The sequence below is a fragment of the Streptomyces sp. CLCI03 genome, from assembly GCF_053615355.1.
Genome location: NZ_CM132132.1, coordinates 6,671,393 through 6,686,638, shown reverse-complemented (window position 1 = coordinate 6,686,638; position 15,246 = coordinate 6,671,393). Strand labels below are relative to the sequence as shown.

At 75.2% G+C, this 15,246-nt stretch carries 11 protein-coding genes; 6 read left to right on the top strand and 5 right to left on the bottom strand.

Annotated elements, in window-relative coordinates; all coding sequences use genetic code 11:
- Positions 1-412: 412 nt before the first annotated feature.
- Complete coding sequence (locus ACWG52_RS30880) at positions 413-862, top strand: hypothetical protein (RefSeq protein WP_390140484.1); 450 nt, start codon at positions 413-415, stop codon at positions 860-862.
- A gap of 134 nt (positions 863-996) precedes the next feature.
- On the opposite strand, the gene ACWG52_RS30875 is transcribed toward ACWG52_RS30880, so the two are convergent.
- The 3 genes from ACWG52_RS30875 to ACWG52_RS30865 form a co-directional block, all read right to left on the bottom strand.
- The gene (locus tag ACWG52_RS30875) at positions 997-5,724 is read right to left on the bottom strand and encodes a hypothetical protein (protein ID WP_389812610.1); all 4,728 of its coding nucleotides are present in this window, start codon (positions 5,722-5,724) and stop codon (positions 997-999) included.
- Between the two features lie 75 nt (positions 5,725-5,799).
- Positions 5,800-6,702, bottom strand: a complete 903-nt coding sequence (locus ACWG52_RS30870; RefSeq protein WP_033226195.1) for a membrane protein — start codon at positions 6,700-6,702, stop codon at positions 5,800-5,802.
- A 151-nt stretch (positions 6,703-6,853) separates the two neighbouring features.
- Positions 6,854-8,359, bottom strand: coding sequence for a hypothetical protein (locus ACWG52_RS30865; protein WP_389812614.1), 1,506 nt, complete (start codon positions 8,357-8,359; stop codon positions 6,854-6,856).
- Between the two features lie 99 nt (positions 8,360-8,458).
- On the opposite strand from ACWG52_RS30865, the gene ACWG52_RS30860 reads away from it, so the two are divergent.
- The 3 genes from ACWG52_RS30860 to ACWG52_RS30850 are packed head-to-tail and all read left to right on the top strand — an operon-like array spanning position 8,459 to position 10,735.
- Positions 8,459-9,253: a LamB/YcsF family protein gene (locus ACWG52_RS30860; protein WP_389812616.1), complete on the top strand. Its 795-nt coding sequence runs from the start codon at positions 8,459-8,461 to the stop codon at positions 9,251-9,253.
- Positions 9,250-9,873, top strand: coding sequence for a 5-oxoprolinase subunit B family protein (locus ACWG52_RS30855; RefSeq protein ID WP_453126517.1), 624 nt, complete (start codon positions 9,250-9,252; stop codon positions 9,871-9,873). The genes ACWG52_RS30860 and ACWG52_RS30855 overlap by 4 nt, the downstream gene beginning before the upstream one ends.
- The gene (locus ACWG52_RS30850) at positions 9,866-10,735 is read left to right on the top strand and encodes a 5-oxoprolinase subunit C family protein (RefSeq protein WP_389812620.1); all 870 of its coding nucleotides are present in this window, start codon (positions 9,866-9,868) and stop codon (positions 10,733-10,735) included. The genes ACWG52_RS30855 and ACWG52_RS30850 overlap by 8 nt, the downstream gene beginning before the upstream one ends.
- 166 nt (positions 10,736-10,901) lie before the next feature.
- On the opposite strand, the gene ACWG52_RS30845 is transcribed toward ACWG52_RS30850, so the two are convergent.
- Both ACWG52_RS30845 and ACWG52_RS30840 read right to left on the bottom strand, forming a co-directional pair.
- Complete coding sequence (locus ACWG52_RS30845) at positions 10,902-12,299, bottom strand: HEAT repeat domain-containing protein (RefSeq protein ID WP_453126516.1); 1,398 nt, start codon at positions 12,297-12,299, stop codon at positions 10,902-10,904.
- A gap of 332 nt (positions 12,300-12,631) precedes the next feature.
- Entirely contained in the window at positions 12,632-13,054 is a 423-nt protein-coding gene (locus ACWG52_RS30840; RefSeq protein ID WP_389812625.1) for an ankyrin repeat domain-containing protein, read from the bottom strand.
- A gap of 329 nt (positions 13,055-13,383) precedes the next feature.
- Here ACWG52_RS30840 and ACWG52_RS30835 point away from each other — a divergent pair, with 329 nt between their 5' ends.
- Complete coding sequence (locus ACWG52_RS30835) at positions 13,384-13,578, top strand: hypothetical protein (RefSeq protein WP_030031218.1); 195 nt, start codon at positions 13,384-13,386, stop codon at positions 13,576-13,578.
- A 68-nt stretch (positions 13,579-13,646) separates the two neighbouring features.
- Entirely contained in the window at positions 13,647-15,242 is a 1,596-nt protein-coding gene (locus ACWG52_RS30830) for a hypothetical protein (protein ID WP_389812628.1), read from the top strand.
- Positions 15,243-15,246 lie beyond the last annotated feature (4 nt).

Genomic DNA, 15,246 nt, shown 5'->3' with positions numbered 1-15,246 from the left:
GTCAACCCCGTTACCGGGGGTCGGTGTTCCGTCATTTAAACGGCGTGAGCCTACTACTGCTGGGGGGCAGCTTCGAAGGCGTGTCCGGACGTTTTCGGCCTGACCCCGGGAGGAAGATCACCAGTTGTCCGACACTTCCGGTCAAGAGCGGCCCGATATGTGGCAGATGACACTTGGTGGGGCGTCAGTTCCCGCAACCCGATGGATGGCTGGAATTATTCGTTCCGCGATCATTCCGAGGCGAGAAGGTATCCGCGATGCGGGAATCTCCCGGCCCCGCCGAACGTCTGTCTGTGCGAGGGGGCACGTCGGAACGGACGTGCGGGACGGATGTGGCGGGGCAGACGCGTCATATGGCAAGTGAGCAGGGCGAGCAGGCATGACGGACCGCGCGGTGGGGAGTGAGCGGACCATGAGCAGTGACGAGGGCGACGGTGTGGGTGCGGGCCAGGGTGCCGACCCGGCCGGGCGGGGACTGTGGGTCGAGGAGCCGGCCCGGCGGCGCCGGATGCCGGATTCGGTACGGACGTCGGCGGTGCGGGCGGTGCTGATCGTGGCCGTGACCCTGACGCAGGCGACGATCACGTTCTTCCTGACCCTGACCGGGTCCTGGCTGGCCCTCCCGATGGGGCTCGGCGCGATAGCCGGGACGATCGTGGCCACCTGGGGCGTGCTGGACGTGTGGATCACCCGGCAGACCTGGAACCAGCGGTACGGGGTCCTGTCGGAGCCGAGCAGCACGGCGCGCAGCCGCCGCAAGGAGGCCCGGAGGGCTTCCCGGGCGGCCCGGGAGGCCTCAGCGGGCCGAATACCCCGCGAGGACGGCCCTCTGGCGGCCTCCGGGCGCTACCCGGCGCGCTGACCGCGCCCGCACCGGCGTACGTGCGCCCGCGCGCCGGTGCGACCCCACGGGGACGCCGTACGCCGACGTGGTCGCCCCCGCGTTCCCGCGAGGACGTCTCCCGTCGACGTGCGCGCGCCGGCTGTCCTCTCGTGTCAGGAAACGCCGCTGCGGCGGAACATCCGGGTGGCCGTGATCTCGCCGTGGATGGTCTCCGCCTCCGCGGACTGCTGCGGCAGACCCGGGCGCAGGTGCTCCTCGACGCTGATGTACTTCAGGCCCGCCCGCAGGTCCGCGTCGTTGCGCAGGCGGATCACCAGCGGGAACTCGGCGAGGGCCGTGGTGTCGAACAGACCGGTCGTGTAGAGCAGTTGGACGCCGAGCGCGTCCGAGACGGCCCGCTGGAGCTCCAGCAGGTACGTGGCGTTGGCACGGCCGATCGGGTTGTCGAGGAACAGCGTGCCCGCGTGCCGGTGCTTGTCACGGCCGCGGTCGTTGCTGCGCAGCGCCGCCATCGTGCAGTACAGCGCGATCGCGGCGGTCAGCAGCTGCCCGCCGGAGAACACGTCGCCCATCTGCCCCACCGGCACCCGCTCGGCGCGCAGCACGGCGTCCGGCTTCAGGATCTCCACGGAGATGCCCTTGGGCTCCAGGGCCGCCTGGACGCCCCTCAGCAACAGGGACATGCCGTCACGGCGGCCCTCGCCGAAGGAGGCGCTGCTGTTCTTCTTCACGGCCGTGCGGGTCGCCTCGTCGATGACCTCGCCGAGCCGCTCGGTGAGCGTGGCCTGGTCCGGCTCCTCGAAGCGGATCCGCAGGAACTCCTGGCCCGACCATTCGCCGAGGCCCTCGGGGAGCTGCGAGAGCCGCTGCGCGGAGCGGAGCGTGGCCAGGGCCGATTCGACGAGGCCGCGCAGGCGGTCGACGATGCTGTCGCGGTTGCGCTCCAGCTGCGCCAGTTCGTCGGTGAGGACGCGCAGCCGCGGCGCGAAGGCCGCGGCCCAGGCCGCCGCGTGCTCGGGCAGCGCGGAGGCGGGCAGTTCGCGGATCTGCTGGCGCGCGGGGGTGCGTACCTGCTCGTAGCGGGTGGCGTTGGCGTGCCGGACCAGGATGTCGCTCGCCTCGCGCACCGCGGAGTCGGCGGCCGAGAGCTCCGCCGCGCAGCCGCGCAGGGAGCGGCGGGCCTCGGTGGCGGACTGGCGGGCCTCCTCCAGGGTGCCCGCGTGCGGTACGGGCTCCTGCTCGTCGTCCTGGTGGGTGTGGTCGCGCAGCAGGTCCCGGAGCATCGCCGCGGTCTCGTCGAAGCCCCCGGCGCCGTCCTCGGCGGTGCGGTGGGCGCGCAGCAGGTCCGCGTGGGTGGTCCGGGCGCTCTCCACGGCCGCGGTGTGGGCGGCGAGTTGGGCGGTGGCCGTACGCAGCAGGGCCTGGGCCTGGTCGACGTCCTCGGGGACGAGCTCCTCGGGGAGTTCGGTGTGCGCCTCCCCCTCGCTGGGGGCGTGCCGTTCGGCCTCGCCGCGCAGTCGGCCGAGCTGCTCGCTCGCGGTGGACGCGCGGGTCTCCAGCATCTGCACGAGGGCCTCGGCACGGGCGGCCGCGGCCTGCCGGGAGGGGCCGTCGGCGCCGTCGGTGCCTTCGAGGAGCTGGGCGGCCCGGGTACGGACCTTGTTGGTGAGGCGGTCCAGTTCGGCGAGGGCGGCGCTCTCGTCGCTCTCGGCGCGGGCCTGCTCGGCGCGCAGGTCGGCGCCGACCCCGACCTTCTCGTAGAGCTGGGAGGCCGCGCGGTAGGCCTCGCGCAGGTCGGGCAGGGGCGCCCGGGGGGTGTCACCGTCGTTGTCGGGCAGTTGGTCGGGGGCGCCGGCGATCTCGGCGCGTTCGGCGCGCAGGGCGCGGGCGGTGCGGCGGGCGTCGTCGGCGGCACGCTGGGCGGCGCGGCGGTCCTCGTCGGCGGCGCGGGCCCGGTCCAGGCACACCTCGGCGCGGGCCTCGGACTCGGCGGCGTCGTCGGCGAGTTCGCGGAGCTTGGCCTGCCAGCCGGCGCGCTCACGCAGTCGGAAGGCGAGCCCGGCGAGGGCGTCGGCGACGCGGCGGGCGCGCTGGGCGGTGTCCTGGCGCTCCTCGCGGACCCGGGACGCGTCGGCCGCCGCCTCGTCGGCCTCGGCGCGTACGGTACGGGCCTCCGCGAGTTCGGCGTCGGCCTCCTCGGCGAACATCCGGGCGGCGGCGGCCGCTTCCGCGAGTTCGGTCAGGCGGCCGGGCGGGCAGCCGGTGCGCCAGGAGCCGAGGCGGGCGGCGAGTTCGCGGTCACCGCCGAGGCGGGCCGCGAGGTCACGGATCTCGGTGTCACGGACGGCGGCGCGGGCGCGCAGCGCCTGGCGCTCCTCGTCGGCGGCGCCCTCGTCGTGCATGGCCGGGTTCGGCGAAACGATGAAGACGCTGGACACCGCGGAGTCGGTGTCGCCGGCCGGCGGCAGCGGGGCCAGCAGGGCGGCGGCCGTGCCGACGGCGACGGTGGAGCGGGGCAACAGGGCGGCGCCGGACAGCACCTCGCGGGCCCGGCCGTGGGTGTCGGGGTCGGTGATGACGACGCCGTCGACGAGTTCGGGGCGGGCGGCGAGGACGGCGGCGTGGTCGGCGGGGTCCACGGACTGGGCGAGGTAGCGCCAGCCGGGGAGGGCGGGAATGCCGTGCTCGCCGAGGTACTCCACGGTGGCCAGGACGTCCGGGCCGGGCGGCAGCAGGCCGCCGTCGCCGAGCGCGCCGAGGATGCGGGCGTCGTCGGCTGCGGCGGTGCGCAGCTCGAAGAGCTGGCGTTCGGCCGCGGCGACCCCGTCCGTCAGCAGGGTGCGCAGGTCGTCGGCGTTGCGGTCGAGGTCGGCGACGGTCAGGCCCTCGCCCCCGGCGGTCCCGGTGCTCCCGGGGTGGCCGGGGGCCTGGGCGCCGGCGGCTCCGGGGCGCCCGACCGTCCCGGAGGCGGTGGCCGCGACCGTGGCGTCGGCCCGCGCGCCCGCGCGCGGGTGCGGGAGGAAGGCGTCGGGGACCGAGGGCAGCCCCAGCAGCTCCGCCAGGCGCGGGGCGGTGGCCAGGGAGGCCGCGGCCCGGTGCTCCGCCTCGTGGGCGGCCTCGGCCGCGTCGGCGGCGTCCGCCGCGCGGGCGGCGGTGAGTTCGGCGCGGGATTCCGCGGCGGCGGCCTCGCGGGCGGCCTCGGCGGCGGCTCGGGCGGCTTCCCGGGACTCGTCCCAGGCGGCCACGGCCGTCTTCTCGGCGTCGGTGGCGGCGAGGGCCGCGCGGGCCGGGTCGGCGTCGGGGGCGGTGTCGTCGAGCCAGCCGGCGCGGACCGCCTCGGCGGTCTCCTGCTGGACCTCGGCCAGCCGGGAGCGCAGGTGCTCGGCCTCGCTGCGGGCCCGCTGGGCGGCCGTGGCGGCGGCGGTGGCGTCGCGGTGCGAGGCCTCGCCGGTGGCCTGGAGGGCGGCGGAACGCTCCTCCTCCTCGTTGGCGAGCCGCTCGCCGTGCTCGGCGGCGGTGTGCAGGGCCCGGACGAGCTCACCGGCGGCCGTGGCGCGGGCGGCCAGCGCCGGGGCGGCGTCCCGCTCGGCCTCCAGGATCGCGGCGGCGACGCGGGCGGAGCGGTCGGCGGCGGCCCGGTGGCGCAGCACGTTCTCGGCGGCCTGCCAGGCGGAGTGCAGCGTGCGGGCTTCGAGGAGTTCGCGGCGCTGGGCGGCGGCGGCCTTGTCGGCGACGGTCAGGGCCAGCGAGGCGTGCCGGTAGGCGAGTTCGGCGGAGACGGCGGCGCTGCGGGTACGGGCGGATTCCGCGGCGGTGACCTGGTGGGCGGCGGCGGTGACCTGCTGGGCGAGTTCGGCGGCCCGGCCGCGGTCCTCGGCGGCGCGGGCGGACAGCCGCCGGGCGAGGGTGCGCGTACGGCGTTCCGCGCCCGCGTGCACGTCACGCAGCCGGGAGCGGGCTCCGGCGGCCTCGACGATGCGGGTGAGCAGGTCCACCGAGCCGGCGGTGAAGTCCCGTTCGGCCATGAGCTCGGCGCGGCGGCCGAGCTTGTTGCCGAAGCCGTGGACGAGGTCGGCGAGGCCGTCCGTGTCGCGGGTGTCGGTGACGGCGCGCAGCAGGAGGTCGGTGAAGTCGGAGTCCTTCTTGACCGCGAAGAGGCCGGCCGCCTCGCCCTCGTCGGCGTTCATCTCGCGCTGGTAGCGGAAGAGTTCGGGGTCGAGGCCGAGTTCGGTGAGGTGCTCGTTCCAGCGGTCGTGGATCTCCTCGAAGGAGACCTCCAGGTGCGGGTACGCCTTGCCGGCCTCGGTGAGGGAGTCGCGGAAGCCCTTCATCGTGCGGCGGCGGCCCTGGGCCCCGGAGGCGCCTTCGACGGGAGGGCGTACGGAGGTGGCCTCGGCGACGGGCAGGCTGTCGAGGCTCAGGCCGGGGCCCGGGCGGAAGGAGTACCAGGCCTCGGCGAACTTGCGCGGGTCGTTGGAGACCTGGCGGCCACGCCATTCGCTGACCTTGCCGACGACCACGCACTCGCCGGTCTGGGTGTGCTGCCACTCCAGGGCGACGTGGCCGCAGTCGTCGGCGAGCAGGAACTTGCGCAGCACGCCGGAGCTGGCGCCGCCGAGGGTGTTTCGGTGGCCGGGGAGCATCACCGAGAAGATCAGCTTGAGGAGGACGGACTTGCCGCCGCCGTTCTCCAGGAAGAGCACACCGGCGGGCGCGGGCCGGCGCGGCGGGCCGGTGGGCTCGTCCTCGAAGAACTCCGCCTGGGTCGGCGCCGGGTGGGGTACCGGCTCGCCGACTCCGCGCAGGTCGAGCACGGTGTCGGCGTAGCGCGCGCCGGCGGGCCCGATGGAGTAGAGGCGGATCCGGGACAGCTCGTACATGGCGGCGGACTCTCGTGGTGTCTTGGTGAGGCAGGACGTACGGGGATCGGGGCGCGGGCCGCGGGGCCCGGGGGCTCAGGCGTGGAACGGCAGGCCGGCGTCGGCGGCCAGGTCCAGGTCGTCGCCCTCGGGCGGCGGCAGCAGGGTGGCGGAGCCGTCGCTGACGGGGACCACGCCGAGCTCCAGCAGCTCGGCCATCGCCGCGCTGCCCGCCATGTCACGGACCTGGAGCTGGTAGCGGGGGGTGGTGCGGTAGGTGCCGCCGGCCTCGTCGCCGGTGCGCTGGAGGAAGCCGGAGTCGGTGAGGAAGGCGGCCGCCTTGCCGACGATGCCGGTGGTGGAGCCGGCGAGGCGGCGGGCGTCCTTGGTGGCGCCGGTCGCGCTGCGGCGGGCGTAGACGCGCCAGGCGGCCTCCAGGCCGGGGGCGTCGGAGGCCGGGTCGGTGTTCTCGCCGAGTTCCTCGGCGCGTTCCTCCAGGCGGCGGCAGGTCTGCCGGACGAAGGCGTCGACGCCGTTGACGGTGATGCGGCCGATGTAGCCGTCGTCGGCGAGGTCCTCGGGGCGCGGGAAGGCCAGGGCGGCCACGGCGAGGTGCGCGAGGCCGTGCAGGAAGCGGTCGGCGGAGTCGGCGGCGGTGCGGCGGGCGTAGTCGCCCATCCGGACGGCGAAGACGGAGTCCTCGCCGGCGGCGACGGCCATGCCGGCGCGCGGGGACACCTCCAGGACGACGAGGCCGAGACCGGTGGCGACGGCGTCGGCGAGCCGGCCGAAGGCGGGGTCCTCGCGGTAGCGGCGCAGGAGTTCCCCGTACTCGGCGTCCCGGGCCGGGAGCAGCTTGGGCTGCAGCCCGAAGGCCACGAGCCGGGCCGCGTCGGCGGCGTCCGCCGGGGTCACGGACCCTGTGGTGGCGGGCGCGACGGGAGCCGACGGCGCGTCGGGCTCGCTCCACGCGGGGTGCTCGGCGTGGTGGTCGCTCACGGGTGGGTCTCCTCGGCGGTGCGGGCTGTACGGGCCGTACGGGTGATGAGGGCGGGCTGTGTGGCGCCGCGTGACCGTGCGGCGGCGGGCGGCCGATCCAGCCTCGCCGGCGGGGCTGAATGTGGCCCGGCCAGAGCAAGGGCGCGGCTGGTCACACCGCCTCCGCTCGGTCCGCGGCCATGCCGGCGGCGTCCAGGAGGGCGGTGCCGACGATGAGGTCGGCGCCGCCGAACTCGTGGTCGTCGAGCTGCGTGCCGTCGTCCACGGCGAAGAGCAGCCGCTCCTCGCCCTGCCGGTAGGCCGTGCCGACGGCCGGGCTCGCCGCGTGGACGGCCAGGAGGGCGACCAGGTACGGCAGTTCGGGATCGCTGCGGCGGGCCTCCGCGAGGAGTCCGGACAGCCGGCGCGGGGCGTCGTGCGGGAGGTCCAGGAGCCGCATCGCGGCGGCGAGCTGCTCCTCGCTGAAGCGGCTGTCGTCCGGGGTGGCGATGAGGTCCGGCTCGGGCATCTCCGCGCCGAGGTGCTCGCGCTCCACGGGCGGGGTCAGCAGGATTTCGACCAGGTCGGCCACCCGCACCGAGACGGGGGTGCGCAGCCCCGCGCCGGAGGCGAAGAAGGCGGCGGTCACGCGGCTCGCCTGCTCCACGGGGAGCGGCAGGAGCGGGGCGACGAGCTGGCCGTACAGGTCGATGCCGGAGCGGGGCGCCGGGGCCGCGAAGGCCTGGCGGTCCTGTTCGGCGCGGAAGAGCGGGCCGGCGTCCAGCAGTCGGGACTGGAGCTGGGTGTGGCGGCGGATGCAGTCCTTGACGATGTCGACGAGTTCGGCCGCGCGCCGCTTGTTCTCCGGCTCCTCCGCCTCGTCGCGCGCCTTGCGGATGTTGGTCAGGATCGCGTTCTCGTGCCGGTAGCGGTCGGCGACGTGGTCCAGGGCCTCGGCGATCATGTCGGGCACGGCCTGCAGCCAGTCCACCGCCCGGACGTTGCGGCGGGTCGCGTCCAGGGTGCGGCGCAGGGTCTCGGCGTACTGGACGGTCCGGTAGCGGGCCTGTTCGGCGGCGAGCTGGGCGTCGGCCAGCCGGCCGCGGCTGATCAGCACCTCCAGCTTGACCTCGGCGGCGATCTGGGCGCTGGTGACGTCGGTGTCGAGGGCGCCGACGAGGACGTTGACGGCCTCGTCGGTGGTGCGCAGGTAGACCACGCCGCCGTAGCCGGGGACCTCTTCGATCAGCTTGAAGTCGTAGTCCCGGCGCACGTAGACGCCGTCGGGGCCGAAGGTGCCGTAGATGGCGCGGAAGCCACGGTCCACGCTGCCGACGTTGATCAGGTTCTCCAGCACCCAGCGGGCCACCCGCTCGTGCTCGGCCGCCGGGCGGTTCGGGGCCTGGGCCGCGACGCGCGGCAGCAGCCTGGCCACTATCTGCTCGTGGTCGGCGCCCGTGTCGAAGTCCATGTTGAGCGTGACCAGGTCGATCGCGGCCAGCGCGACCTCCGCCATCGCGTAGACCCCGTACTCGCCGGCCAGATTGGCCTTGCGTACGTCGAGGTCGTGCAGCGGGGCGGTGCAGGCGAGGGCACGCAGCCGCCGGGCCAGGCCCTCGTCGGCGGCCGGGCCCGGCGCCGGGGACGGAAGGGTCTTCGCCGGGGCAGGGAGAGTCACGGACAAAGACTAGGTCCTGTTGCTGACAACATCCCAAACGGCATGGTTCGGCCGGATCGTCCCGACCCTCGCTCCGGTCGCCTGCTCTACGCTCGGCGCATGGATTCCATGATCGCATCCGCTGCTGTGATCGACCTCAACGCCGACCTCGGCGAGGGCTTCGGGCGCTGGGCGCTCACCGACGACGAGGCCCTGCTGTCCGTCGTGACGAGCGCCAACGTGGCCTGCGGCTTCCACGCCGGTGATCCGTCCATCATGCGCCGGGTCTGCGAGACGGCCGCGGAGCGGGGCGTACGGATCGGCGCGCAGGTGTCCTACCGCGATCTGGCCGGGTTCGGGCGGCGCTCCATGGACGTGCCGCCCGGCGAGCTCGCCGACGAGGTGGCCTACCAGATCGGGGCCCTGGAGGTGTTCGCGCGGGCGGCCGGCTCGCGGGTGTCCTACGTGAAACCGCACGGGGCGCTCTACAACCGCACCGTGCACGACGCCGACCAGGCCGCCGCCGTGGTCGCGGGTGTCCGGTTGGCGGCCGGGTCCGGGGCCACCGGGGGCCTGCCGGTGCTCGGCCTGCCCGGGTCGCTGTTGCTGGTCGCCGCCGCGGAGGCGGGGCTCGCGCCCGTATCCGAGGCCTTCGCCGACCGCGCCTACACGCCGGCCGGGACGCTGGTCCCGCGCGGCGAGCCGGATGCCGTGCTGCACGACCCGGACGCGGTCGTGGCACGGGCCGTCCGGATGGCCGCCGAGGGCGCGGTGACGGCGGCCGACGGGTCGGCGGTCCGGGTGGCCGCGCGCTCGCTGTGCCTGCACGGGGACACCCCGGGCGCGGCCGGGCTCGCCCGCCGGGTCCGGGAGGCGTTGGGCGCGGCCGGGGTCCGGGTCGAGGCCTTCGCGTGAGGCCCCTGGTGGTGGGGGGCGAGGCGCTGCTGATCGAGCTGGACTCGGCGGACGAGGTCGTCGCGCTCCACGCCGAGTTGTCGCGCCGCCGGGACGCCGGCGAGCTGGGGCCCGTACGGGATCTGGTGCCGGCGGCGCGGACGGTGCTGGTGGACGGCGTACGGGACCCGGCCGCGCTCGGTGCCCGGATCGCGCGGTGGGAGGTGCCGCGGCTCGCGCCGACGCAGGGGCCGCGGGTCACCGTCCCGGTGCGGTACGACGGCCCGGACCTGGCGGAGGTGGCCCGGCTGTGGGGGGTCGTCCCGGAGGAGGTCCCGGGGATCGTCGGCGCCACCGACTTCCGGGTGGCCTTCTGCGGGTTCGCACCTGGTTTCGGCTATCTGACGGGGCTGCCGGAGCGCTTCCACGTCCCCCGCCGCGCGTCGCCCCGTACGGCCGTCCCGGCGGGCTCGCTGGCGCTGGCCGGGGAGTACGCGGGCGTGTACCCGCGCTCCTCGCCCGGCGGCTGGCAGCTGATCGGCTCCACGGACGCGGTGCTCTGGGACCCGCTGCGGGAACCGGCGGCGTTGTTCGCGCCCGGGGTACGGGTCCGGTTCACGGAGGAGGACGGTCGTGGCTGAGGGGCTGCTGGTGCTGCGGCCGGGGGCGCTCACGACGGTCCAGGACCGGGGCCGCCCCGGGTACGCGCACCTGGGGGTTCCGCGCTCGGGAGCGCTCGACACGGCGGCGTACGCGCTGGCCAACCGACTGGTCGGCAACGCGCCGGACGCGGCGGTGCTGGAGACGACCCTGGACGGGGTCGGGCTACGGGCCCTGGCTGCGACCACCGTGGCCGTCACGGGCGCGCCCTGTCCGGTACGGATCTCCGGTCGCCCGGTGGCCTGGGGGGCGCCGGTCCGGCTCCCGGCCGGGGCGGAGCTGGAGGTGGGCCGGGCGGAGTCGGGAGTGCGCGGCTACGTCGCGGTGCGGGGAGGCCTGGCCGTCCCGCCGGTCCTGGGCAGTCGCTCCACGGACCTGCTGTCGGGGCTGGGGCCACCGGTCCTGGCGGCCGGGACGGCGCTGCCGGTGGGCCCGCCTGGCCCGGATCCGGCTCCGGGGGCGGATGCGTGCGGCCTGCCCGGGCCCCCTTCGGAGCTGGTGCTCCCGCTGCGGCTCGGGCCGCGAGCGGACTGGTTCACCGAGGCGTCCCTCGCCGGGCTGTGGCGGTCGGCGTTCCAGGTCTCGGCGCTGTCGAACCGGATCGGGCTGCGCACGGAGGCGGGCTCCGCGCTGGTCCGCGCCCGGGCGGGCGAGCTGCCGAGCGAGGGCATGGTGCTGGGCGCGGTCCAGGTGCCGCCGGACGGGCTGCCGGTGGTGTTCCTGGCGGACCACCCGGTGACGGGCGGCTACCCGGTGGTGGGCGTGGTCCCGCCGGGCCCGGCCCTGGACGCGGCGGCCCAGGCCCGGCCGGGTGTTCCGGTGCGGTTCTCGGCGGCCCGGTGAAACGTTCGAGGGGGCTCGGGCCGTCTCTTTCGGATCGTGCAGCGCCCGGCCCGCCCGGCACGGCGCCCTGATCGCGCTCCGCGGTCGCACGAGGTCGAGAGCACGAGGCCCGGCCCCCTCGGTCAGGGGGCCGGGCCTCGTGCTGTCGGTGGGGCTGCCGGCGCGGCTACACGGCCGATTCCGGGGCGATGCGGCTGCGGACGGCCGACTGGACGTCCTCCTCCTCCGCCGGGTCGGAGGCGAGGCGACGCAGCCGGGGCGCCACACGGGCGTCGGCCGTCTCGGCGTGGCGGGCGGCCACCTCGCGGGTGGTCTCCTCGCAGTCCCACAGGCATTCCACGGCGAAGCCCGCCGCGAAGGAGGGGTCGGTGCTGGCCAGGGCCCGTGCGGCCCGGCCGCGCAGGTGGGACGAGGCGGTCTCGCGGTAGATGTGGCGCAGCACCGGGGCCGCGCAGCCGATGGCGAGCCGGCCGGCGCCGTCCACCAGGGCGAACAGGCGCCGGGTGTCGGGGCCCGCACCGCGCACGGTGGAGCGCAGGGCGCCCAGGACCAGGCCGGCGTCCTCGGCGCCGCCGCGGGCGGCCAGGACGGCCGCGGCGGCCTCGCCGAGCGCGTCGGGGCGGTGGACCCAACGTCGGGCCCGTTCGACGGCCTCGGGGCCGCACATGCGCTCGTAGGCGGCCACGGCGGGCTCGTCGGCGGCGGCTTCGATGAGGTCCAGCACGGCCGGGTTGTCCGGTTCGGCGAGGACCAGGTGGTGCAGGGCGGTGGCCCGGGCGGCCTCGCCGTCGGCGCCGGCGGCGGCCGCGAGGATCGCGGAGCGGTCCTCCGGCTGGGCCACGGCGGCCAGGCAGCGGGCGGCGGGGACGTGCAGGGGGGTGCCGCGGCGCAGGCCGTCGGCAGCCCAGTCGAAGACGGCCTGGACGCCCCAGCCGGGACGGGGCCCGCTCGGGGTCATCTGGCGCTGCCAGCGGTCGAAGGAACCCTGCTGACGGGCGGCGCGCAGGCGCTCCCCGTACTGGGGGGTCTCCTCCCACAGGCACCACGGGCGGGGCTCGTAGGCGTCGCGGACGGCGGCGGCCAGCCGCGCCTCGCCCTCCGCCGTGGCGGGGAAGCGGGCGAGGACGGCCGCGGCCAGGGACCGCAGGCCTTCGTCGTCGTCGCGCAGGGCCAGCTCGTCGAGTGCCCAGGCCCAGTTGGCCCCGGAGGCGGCGTAGCGGCGCAGCAGCATGAGCGCGTCGTCGCGGCCGTAGGAGGCCAGGTGGCCCAGGACGGACAGGGCGAGGCCCGTGCGGTGGTCCTTCTCGTCGACGAGGTCGTCGGCGCTGAAGAGGTGTGCCTCGATCTCGCCCAGGGGACCGGCGAGGTCCAGGTACAGCCGGGCGTAGTACAAGGAGCGGTTCTCGACCTGCCAGTCCTGGCGCGGGTCGCGGAGCACGCACTGGTTGAGGGCCTCCAGGGCCTCCGCCCTGGGTGCCGCGAGTGCGTGCAGCGTGCCGTCGCCACGGCCCCGCTGAAGGAGCCCGAGCAGGGTACCGCTCGGTGCTATGACTGGTTCGAACATGGGAATGGCCTCAAATCAAGCTGGGGACGCAACCGGGAATCGGGATTCACAGGGCCGCGTAACAGCATGTGAGGACGTCCGCCGTCATGTTCCGCTCGATGTTGACCATTGCCTTCTCACTCTCGTCGGTGCTTCGTGACCATGGAGGCCGGGCCGGGCCGGCACACCCTTCGTGTCCTGCCCGCTTCTGCCCGTCCCCCGTGCTCGCGAATCGAATCCGACGCCATGATGACCCAGCCGGTTTGTGCGCCGCGACCACATTTATGGCCGCCGTGACCAACCTGTGAGGTCCGGATGTGCCCAGGCCGCGCCAGATCCCAGGCAAAACCGGACTACTCAGCTCCGAAAAGTTCCAGCAGGTCGGCCTTGGCGAACATGCGCGCCGTGTCCACGGCGGAGGGGGTTCCGGCCTTCGGGTCGGCCCCGCCGGCGAGGAGCGCGCGGATGACGGCCCCCTCGCCCTTGAAGACGGCGCCGGCGAGCGGGGTCTGGCCGCGGTCGTTGGCCCGGTCGGCCTCGGCGCCGCGGGCCAGCAGGGCCGACACGGCGTCGGCGTGGCCGTGGTAGGCGGCGAGCATGACCAGGGTGTCACCGCGGTCGTTGGTGAGGTTCGCCGGGACCCCGGCGTCCAGGTAGGCGGTGAGCGCCTCGGTCTCACCCTGGCGGGCGAGGTCGAAGATCTTGGTGGCCAGCTCGATGACGTCCTCGTCGGGGACGTCCTGGGAACCGGAGCCCTCCGCTGCGTGCTCGCTCATGGTTCGTACCGCCTTTCACTCGTTGCTGACATGGTCCGCCCGCCCGTCACGACGTCGAGGACCCGGCCGGGGCCGGGCGGGCAGGGGGGCGCACGGCGCTGCGTCCGTACGGGTGAATCGCCAGAGTAGCGCCCTGGCCTGCACATGTCCGGGTCGGGCCGAGGCAATGATCACCCTCGACGCGCCGCGCGCCGGGCACGCCACCCAGGCTGAGCCGGTCAAGTGAAAAACCCCTGAATTCACCCAAATGCACCTTTTGTCGCATTGATACTTCCTGTGAGCCTGGAAGAACTGATGGTGACTGTCCCCACCAACCAGGAGAAAACCTCATGGTCCTGTCCATCTCAGGCGTGGTCCTGCTCGGCATCATCTGCTTCCTCTTCTTCAAGAAGGACGGGATGAAGCTGACGCACGCGTTCGTCTGCTCGCTCTTCGGCTTCTTCCTCGCAGGCTCCGCCATCGCCCCGAGCATCACGGCCAGTACGGCGAGCCTCGCGAGCCTGCTCGGCGGGATCAAGCTCTAGCCCGGCCGTCACCCAGCGACACCAGCAGCACCCGGAACACGTCACACCCACAACTCCAGGAGACGCCCGTGGCCCGGCGCCCACTTCCCCGCATCCTCAGCAGCGGCACCATGTCGCTGGCCCGGGGCCGCGACCTCGCTCGCACGGCCGCCGACAGTGCCACGGACGTCCTCCATCCGCTCCTCGTCATCGGACGCGGCCTGCGCATCCTGGCCGCGACCGGACGGCGCCGGTGGTCGCAGACCCCCAAGGACAAGCGTGGTCCCGCGCTGTTCCTCGGAGCGGCCTGCGTCCTCGTGGTCGCACTCGTCCCCTACGGTCCCCTCCTCGCCCTGATCACCCTCATGGCGGCGGCGGCCTGGCACGGACGCGACCGCACCCCGGCGAAGACCGGACCCAGCGATGCCGAGACCGAACGGCTCGGCTCCCTCTACGAAGCCCTCGTGCCGTACTTCTCCATCCCGGAGGACCCGAGTCCGCTCTTCGCCCACGGCGGGGACTGGGACAAGGCCTTCAGCGGCTACGAGTTCGACGAGGCGGGCCGCATCACCCGGCTCCACATCCGCTACCCGGCCTACTTCACCGACGGCGAGGCCACCTCACGGGCCCGGATCGAGTCACTGCTGCACGCCAAGTCCGGGCGCGGACGGGAGTATCTCTTCGACTGGGACGAGGAGGGCAACCAGCTCGACCTGAGGGTGCTGGCGGCGCTGCCGACGGGCATCGCCGCCCAGCCGTTCGTCACCTCCCCCGGCGAGACCGTTCTCGGCTTCACCGACGCCGGCGGCGTGCAGCGCACCCTGCCCGTCCTGGAGGGCGACGAGCCCCGGGACGTACCTCCGGTGATCTGGCGCACCGGGCCCCGCTCCGCCGAGCCCCACCTGCTGGCCGTCGGTCAACCCGGCAGCGGTACCTCCACCCTGCTGCGCTCCGTGGCCCTGCAGGCCCTGCGGCAGGGGGGCGACGTACTGATCGTCGACGGCGGCGGCAGCGGCGAGTACTCCTGCCTGTCCGGCCGGGCGGGCGTCCTCGCCGTGGAATGCGGGCCGACCGGGGCGCAGGCCACCCTGGAATGGGCCGCGCAGGAGACCGAACGGCGGCTCATCGCCACCCACCGGGCCCGGGAGGTCGGCCGGCCCGCGCCCGAGGACACCCGGCGCCCCTTGTGGATCCTGCTGGACCAGCCGAGCGTGCTGGCCCATCTCTCCGTCGCCGAGGGCGGCCCCGACCCGCTGGCCCAGCTGCAGGTGCCGCTACGGCACGGACGGCCCGCGCACGTCACGGTGGTGGTGGCCGAGCAGTTCGGGCACCTGGAACTGCTGAACGACGCCGTCTGGCAGCACACCCGCGCCCGTGTCGTGCTCGGCCCCGCCGCCGTCCAGCAGGTCGCGGACGTCCTGGGGCTGCCGCCGCACACCACCCCGACGGCCCAGGTGCCGCCGGGGCGCGGGTACGCCAGGCTCGGCACCGGGCCCGTGCACCGGCTGCAGGTGCCCGCCACCCCGGACCCTTACGACGAGGCCACTCACCCGGCCTACCGCCAGGCCGTACTGGAACTGCTGCCGGAGCGCCAGCCGGGCCCGCACCGCCTCCTGTCGGCCAAGTCGCTCCGGGCACCGGCCGCCCTCGACGCGCAGCCGGAGGTCGCGGCGGAGGCTCCGTAGCCGG

Bases quoted from the DNA above. Each gene is read 5' to 3' on its own strand.
- ACWG52_RS30880 (WP_390140484.1), top strand. From the start codon at position 413: ATGAGCAGTGACGAGGGCGACGGTGTGGGTGCGGGCCAGGGTGCCGAC.
- ACWG52_RS30875 (WP_389812610.1), bottom strand. From the start codon at position 5,724: ATGTACGAGCTGTCCCGGATCCGCCTCTACTCCATCGGGCCCGCCGGC.
- ACWG52_RS30860 (WP_389812616.1), top strand. From the start codon at position 8,459: ATGGATTCCATGATCGCATCCGCTGCTGTGATCGACCTCAACGCCGAC.
- ACWG52_RS30845 (WP_453126516.1), bottom strand. From the start codon at position 12,299: ATGTTCGAACCAGTCATAGCACCGAGCGGTACCCTGCTCGGGCTCCTT.
- ACWG52_RS30840 (WP_389812625.1), bottom strand. From the start codon at position 13,054: ATGAGCGAGCACGCAGCGGAGGGCTCCGGTTCCCAGGACGTCCCCGAC.
- ACWG52_RS30835 (WP_030031218.1), top strand. From the start codon at position 13,384: ATGGTCCTGTCCATCTCAGGCGTGGTCCTGCTCGGCATCATCTGCTTC.